6 protein-coding genes are annotated in these 5854 nt (G+C 44.3%); 5 read left to right on the top strand and 1 reads right to left on the bottom strand.

Going from position 1 to position 5854, the window contains the following annotated elements; all coding sequences use genetic code 11:
- Positions 1-526 precede the first annotated feature (526 nt).
- From ACUVJL_RS06680 to ACUVJL_RS06660, 5 genes are all read left to right on the top strand, one after another.
- Complete coding sequence (locus ACUVJL_RS06680; protein WP_445245147.1) at positions 527-1525, top strand: IS630 family transposase; 999 nt, start codon at positions 527-529, stop codon at positions 1523-1525.
- Positions 1526-1737: 212 nt separating this feature from the next.
- The gene (gene ccsB, locus ACUVJL_RS06675) at positions 1738-2808 is read left to right on the top strand and encodes a c-type cytochrome biogenesis protein CcsB (RefSeq protein WP_445245146.1); all 1071 of its coding nucleotides are present in this window, start codon (positions 1738-1740) and stop codon (positions 2806-2808) included.
- 232 nt (positions 2809-3040) lie between these two features.
- Positions 3041-3466, top strand: a complete 426-nt coding sequence (locus tag ACUVJL_RS06670) for a KGK domain-containing protein (RefSeq protein ID WP_445245145.1) — start codon at positions 3041-3043, stop codon at positions 3464-3466.
- 135 nt (positions 3467-3601) lie between these two features.
- Entirely contained in the window at positions 3602-4762 is a 1161-nt protein-coding gene (gene tilS / locus ACUVJL_RS06665; RefSeq protein ID WP_445245144.1) for a tRNA lysidine(34) synthetase TilS, read from the top strand.
- A 235-nt stretch (positions 4763-4997) separates the two neighbouring features.
- Entirely contained in the window at positions 4998-5222 is a 225-nt protein-coding gene (locus ACUVJL_RS06660; RefSeq protein ID WP_445245143.1) for a hypothetical protein, read from the top strand.
- Positions 5223-5262: 40 nt separating this feature from the next.
- On the opposite strand, the gene ACUVJL_RS06655 is transcribed toward ACUVJL_RS06660, so the two are convergent.
- On the bottom strand, positions 5263-5854 hold a 592-nt coding region (locus ACUVJL_RS06655), incomplete at its 5' end, for an RNA-guided endonuclease TnpB family protein (protein ID WP_445245142.1).

The raw sequence follows: 5854 nt of genomic DNA, 5'->3' as shown, positions 1-5854 counted from the left end.
CCCAGTACCATTTCTACCAGTTCAGCTTGGCTCAACTGCTCGATTTGGGTTTTTTTCTGCTCTTTGGTGGCTGCGGGCTTTTTCATTCGTTTATTTTACCAGATGCCGTCACTGAAGTTTTTTTGACCTGAATCCTTACCCTAAAAGTGTGTCTCATGTCCTGTTTCACTTCGGGCAAGGGAGTTTAACCCTGACTGTTTCAGTTTACCATACTGTCCCGTTTTATCCAAAGCTTTTTAAGGAAGTTTTTTGAATTAAAAAGATTGGATTTTGGGTTCATGACTGAGGTAAAGAGAACAGGCAGGATAAATCCTGCAACGCCCTTTCATCCCCGGACTGAAGTCACGGGGTTTTCAGGGTATTCCTTATAAGCTGCATCAAGCACCTCGTCCAGGTTTGAGTTTCAGCTTAGTCAACCATTACGGGCCTACAGAAAACACTGTGGTAAGTAGTTAAGCAAAATTAATTACACAAGCAAACATTATGATACAATAAGACTATTGAGTTGTGCGGAGAGATATTGTGTATGTTTTTACTTAGAGATGTTAATCCACTTTCATTTAAATTACTAATCCGAATTTATCGTGAAAGTAGACATCATCAAGTGCGTCAAAGAGCACATTTTTTGATCTTGGTTTCGCAAGGTGTCAAAAATAAAGACTTGAAGAAAATATTTAAAATTAGTCATAAGACTATGTATAACTGGTTGAATCTATGGGAGTCCGAGGGAATGCTCGGACTATATAATAAGCCAGGTCGCGGTAGAAAACAAACATTTGATTGTACACAATTAGCTCAAATAAGAGACTGGGTAAAATCCGAGCCAAGACAATTAAAGCAAGCAGTACAAAAAATCCAACAAGAATGGGATATTACTATAAGCACGCAAACAATTAAGAGAATACTTAAATCATTTTCCCTGAGTTGGCACCGGATGCGTCGAGGTGTTGGAGGAGAGCCAGACCCAATAGAATACAAGGAAAAACAAGCACAACTTTCAGAATTACAACGCCTCGAAGATATAGGTGAGATAGATTTATACTATTTAGATGAAACAGGATTTTGTCTGATTCCTTCTGTTCCTTATGCTTGGCAAAATATCGGTGAATATTTATCGCTCAAGAGTCGGCGTAGTCAGCGTTTAAACCTCTTGGGAATCATGAATAGAAAAAATAATCTTAACGCCTATGTCTCGACTCAGACTATCAATTCTGATGTAGTTTCTGCCTGTATAGATAGTTTGTTTTCTGTGGTCGAACGACCAACATTTATTGTAGTTGAACGAGCTTCTATTCATACTAGCGATTTCATCTACGACCGACTTGAAGAATGGAAAGAACGCGGTCTACATATCTTTGAACTACCGACTTATTCACCAGAATTGAATTTAATTGAGATTCTGTGGCGGTTTATTAAATATGAATGGATCGAAATAAATGCCTATTCTAGCTGGCCAGCTCTTGTTTCATGTGTGGAAAAAATACTTAAAGAATTTGGAGAAAATTATGTAATTAATTTTGCTTAACTACTTACCGGTCCTGAACCCAGGAAGCCGAGGGGGAGAGCGTTTGACGTATTTATTAGCCTCTTAGGGTCGATCGCCCGCGGGCATCTCAACAACCGCCAACAACCCAGAATTGCCACAAAAATTCTAAATCCCAAACCCAAAACTGCCCAACCCCAGTACGATCGATCTAGTTAGCAAAAAAAAGTAAAAACATTACCGGAGTAATTTTTATGGATCTGGTCGTACTCCAGAACTGGCTGGACAACATCTCCTTTGCCATTTTGTTCTCAACAATGCTCATTTACTGGGTTGGCGCAGCTTTCCCCGGCATTCCCTACCTGGGGGCCCTAGGAACCGCAGGAATGGCCGTCGCCAACCTATCCATCGCTGCTTTACTCGGTTCTCGATGGATAGAAGCCGGCTACTTTCCCTTAAGCAATCTCTACGAATCCCTATTTTTCCTAATTTGGGGAATCACCGCCATCCACCTAGTCGCGGAAAACATGAGCCGTTCCCGCTTAGTAGGAGTAGCGACATCCCCCGTAGCAATGGCAATATCCGCCTTTGCAGCCCTGACTCTGCCCGCAACCATGCAATCTGCAGAGCCCCTAGTACCCGCCCTCAAATCAAACTGGCTGATGATGCACGTTAGCGTCATGATGCTGAGTTACTCAACTTTAATGGTAGGAGCGCTACTGGCGATCGCCTTTTTAATCGTCACCCGCGGTCAAAAAATCGAACTCACCGGTAGTTCCTTCGGCACCAACAGCAACCGCAACGGCAACTACCGCCTCCAACGCCCTCAAAACCCCGAACCTCAAAGTGCAGAAACCACCGCCGACAGCGCATTAGTTTTCAGCGAACCCTCTTTCAACTCCAACAATAACGGTTTGGGTACCACCGCAGTGCTCGAATTAGCAACCGTTCAAACCCCATCAACCGCCCCAACTCAAACCGCAGAACTTCTCTCGCCCCAGCGCTTGAATCTAGCAGAAACTCTTGATAACATTAGCTATCGCATCATCGGTTTAGGATTCCCGTTACTGACAGTTGGCATTATTGCCGGTGCGGTTTGGGCTAACGAAGCTTGGGGCTCGTACTGGAGTTGGGATCCGAAAGAAACTTGGGCGCTGATTACTTGGTTGGTATTTGCTGCCTACCTGCACGCCCGCATCACTCGCGGCTGGCAGGGAAGACGCCCAGCAATTTTAGCCGCCACAGGTTTTGTGGTAGTTTGGATTTGCTATCTAGGCGTTAATCTGTTAGGCAAAGGTTTACATTCCTACGGTTGGTTTTTCTAATTCCTGATCCACCAATGGGCCACAGAAGAACAGGATAAGTCAAACAATAGGGATTAATATCCTCTCCGCTTGTAGGGTGGGCAATTCCCACCTTACTCAACCAGCGATACTGTCAAATTTTCTGATATTGAACCTAGAACCTAGAACCTCTTTCTTCAACATCCATCCGTTAAATCAGTTAAATACCGTACACTGCTCGTTGCCGAACTTCATTAAAATAAGGACAATTGATATGGAAGAATCGCCAATATTTCCCCAAGAAAACGATGTTTTGTCTGCCCCTACCAGCGCTTTGATGTATCAATGTACATTCAAAGTGAGCGAATTTATGGCCATTATGCAGTCAAAATTGGTAGAAGAAAAATTATTCTCAGAGGGCATGGATTGCGAGCTATTAAGTGCCGGGAAAAACTGGAGAAAAGGAAAACTTAGGATGCGTCTGGAGTTCAGCCCGAGCGAACCTGAGATCAAAGAACAAAAAGCCCTTTCTGCCGCCCCGGAAATATCAGACACCGTGCAAATCTACGGCGCCGATAGCTCAAATCAAACCGATATAGATGAGCAATTAAATCTCAGTGAATCAACACAAATAAGTAATAATTTTCCTATATCTAGGTATCCAGACCGCGACCCCCAAAGTCTAGGAATGTGGAGCTAGGAAGGCAAAGAGTGGGAGTTTGGGAGATAGGGAGAGGGGGATGCTCCCCCTTCTTTCCTCAAAATCCATCCATTAAATCCCCTACACTGCTCGTTGCCGAAGTTCCTTCTTCTTGCTTAATGAAAAACTGCTCTCATGGCTGAATCTTCCAATTGGACGCACCTCCACGCTCAACTGCACCGGACGCTGTTGCACCGACAAATATTGCCATCACATCAGCGATTGTTAGTAGCAGTATCCGGCGGACAAGATTCTCTGTGTTTAATTAAATTACTGCTAGATTTGCAGCCAAAATGGGGCTGGAACCTAGGGATTGCTCACTGCGATCACCGTTGGCGTTCTGACTCGGAAGCCTCGGCCAATCATGTAGAACAATTAGCTAAAAACTGGGGAATATCCTACTATTTGGAAACAGCCTCGGACATCCCCAAAACAGAAGCAGCCGCCAGACAGTGGCGATATCAAGCTTTAACCGAAATTGCGATCGCCCACAACTACCCCTACATTGTTACAGGCCACACAGCCAGCGATCGGGCCGAAACACTCCTCTACAACCTAATTCGTGGCAGCGGCGCCGACGGACTTTCCGCCCTCACCTGGACGCGGCCGCTGCTCGATTTTCGATTGCCGATTGCCGATTTTAGATTAGGGAATTCCGGCGAAAATCCCAACTCCCAAATATCTGCCGATTTTAGATTGGAAAATCAGGATGAAAATTCCCAATCTAAAATCCAAAATCTAAAATCTAAAATCTATTTAGTTCGTCCCTTGCTCGAAATAACTCGATCACACACAGGTCAATTTTGTCAAGAGCAAAAACTACCAATTTGGGAAGATTCTACAAATCAAGACTTGCAATATACGCGTAACCGCATTCGCTCGGAATTATTGCCTTATTTGGAAACTCATTTCAACCCAAAAGCCCAACAAGCGCTAGCTCAAACAGCCGAACTCCTCCGCGCCGACGTAGAATATCTCGAACTTGCAGCCAGTGACTTGCTACAGCGAGCAATGTCTCCAATTGCAGACAATCCGCAGGTGAATTTTCAACTTCCCGTCAAGTTAAATCGCCGGATTTTGCGCGAAGCACCCCTGGCATTGCAGCGACGGTCAATGCGGCAACTACTGCAACAAATATTGCCCTCAGCACCCAGCTTTGAAAGCGTAGAAAAACTAACCAGCTTAATCGTAGCACCCAACCGATCGCAAACCGATCCATTTCCTGGAGGAGCGATCGGCCGAGTAGAAAACCCTTCGATAATTTTAGCGAGACAGGGGGGAATCCCCACAACATAACCACTTCGGGTTCGCGGGAGGATGAGAGTAGAGTGAGTTGACAATCTCTTTCATCGAGGCGGTGCAATCGTCAACTCACAAAATCCTTGCTCTATCTTTGAATCTATGCTATCATGGAATGTTCTGTACCATGCTCAAGTACAAAGCATAGGCAGAAGGAAAAGTTGACCTAGAAGTAGGTAGATTTTTCCCTTCGCCACATTTTTGCTCAAATACTTTGTTGCCAATACCAACCATGGATCTATCAGTCCCTGAATTTGACTCTCCCCACTGTCAATCGCGACAGGATAGAGACATCAACGCGGCGATCGACATCAGAAACGAAGGCTTACGCATATGGGCGTTGGGAACCAGCGTTAGTGCGCTTCGAGGCAATGTCAGACCAAAACACTATGGCGGCAAGTCCACTGCTGCCGAGGATGTTGCCCTTGAATTGAGAAGCCCACATCATAATGCGTAGCAGTTGATGTGTGGTAGTTCACATAATGAACTACCCCACCCTATAGAGGGATGGGGTTTCCAACTTCACAGGGAACTGCATCTAACAAAACCGAAGTCTTGCCCGGTTGTCTTACATTCCCTCCATTGGCTGTAGACCTAGTTCCTAAGTCCAATATCCGCAAGGCTTCATTTCTGATGTTGATAGCTGCATTGACATCGCGATCGTGATGTGTATTGCACTGACTGCAAGTCCAATCTCTAATATCTAATGACAAGCTATCAACTTGATTGAGGCAAACGCTACAAGTTTTAGAAGAAGCAAAAAACCTATCTATTTCAATATAAGTTTTGCCTGACCACTCAGACTTATACTTGAGCATCGTACAAAATTGGCCCCAACCACAATCTGATATTGCTTTCGCTAAGTTGTGATTGCGTACCATACCTTTCACATTGAGATTTTCTACGGCAATAACTTGGTTTTCGTTGACTATCTTGCGGGATAGTTTGTGTAAAAAATCTTCTCGAACTCGTCTAATTTTTGAATGGACTTTGGATACCTTACTTTTTGCTTTATATCTATTTTTACTACTCTTCTGTTTGCGAGCTAGACTTTGTTGTTTCTTTTTAAGATTGCGAGCATATTTTGTT

Origin of the sequence: Microcoleus sp. OTE_8_concoct_300 (assembly GCF_031383065.1) — a bacterium.
Classification (GTDB): Bacteria; Cyanobacteriota; Cyanobacteriia; order Cyanobacteriales; family Microcoleaceae; genus Microcoleus.
This window is presented reverse-complemented; position numbering and strand designations above follow the sequence as displayed.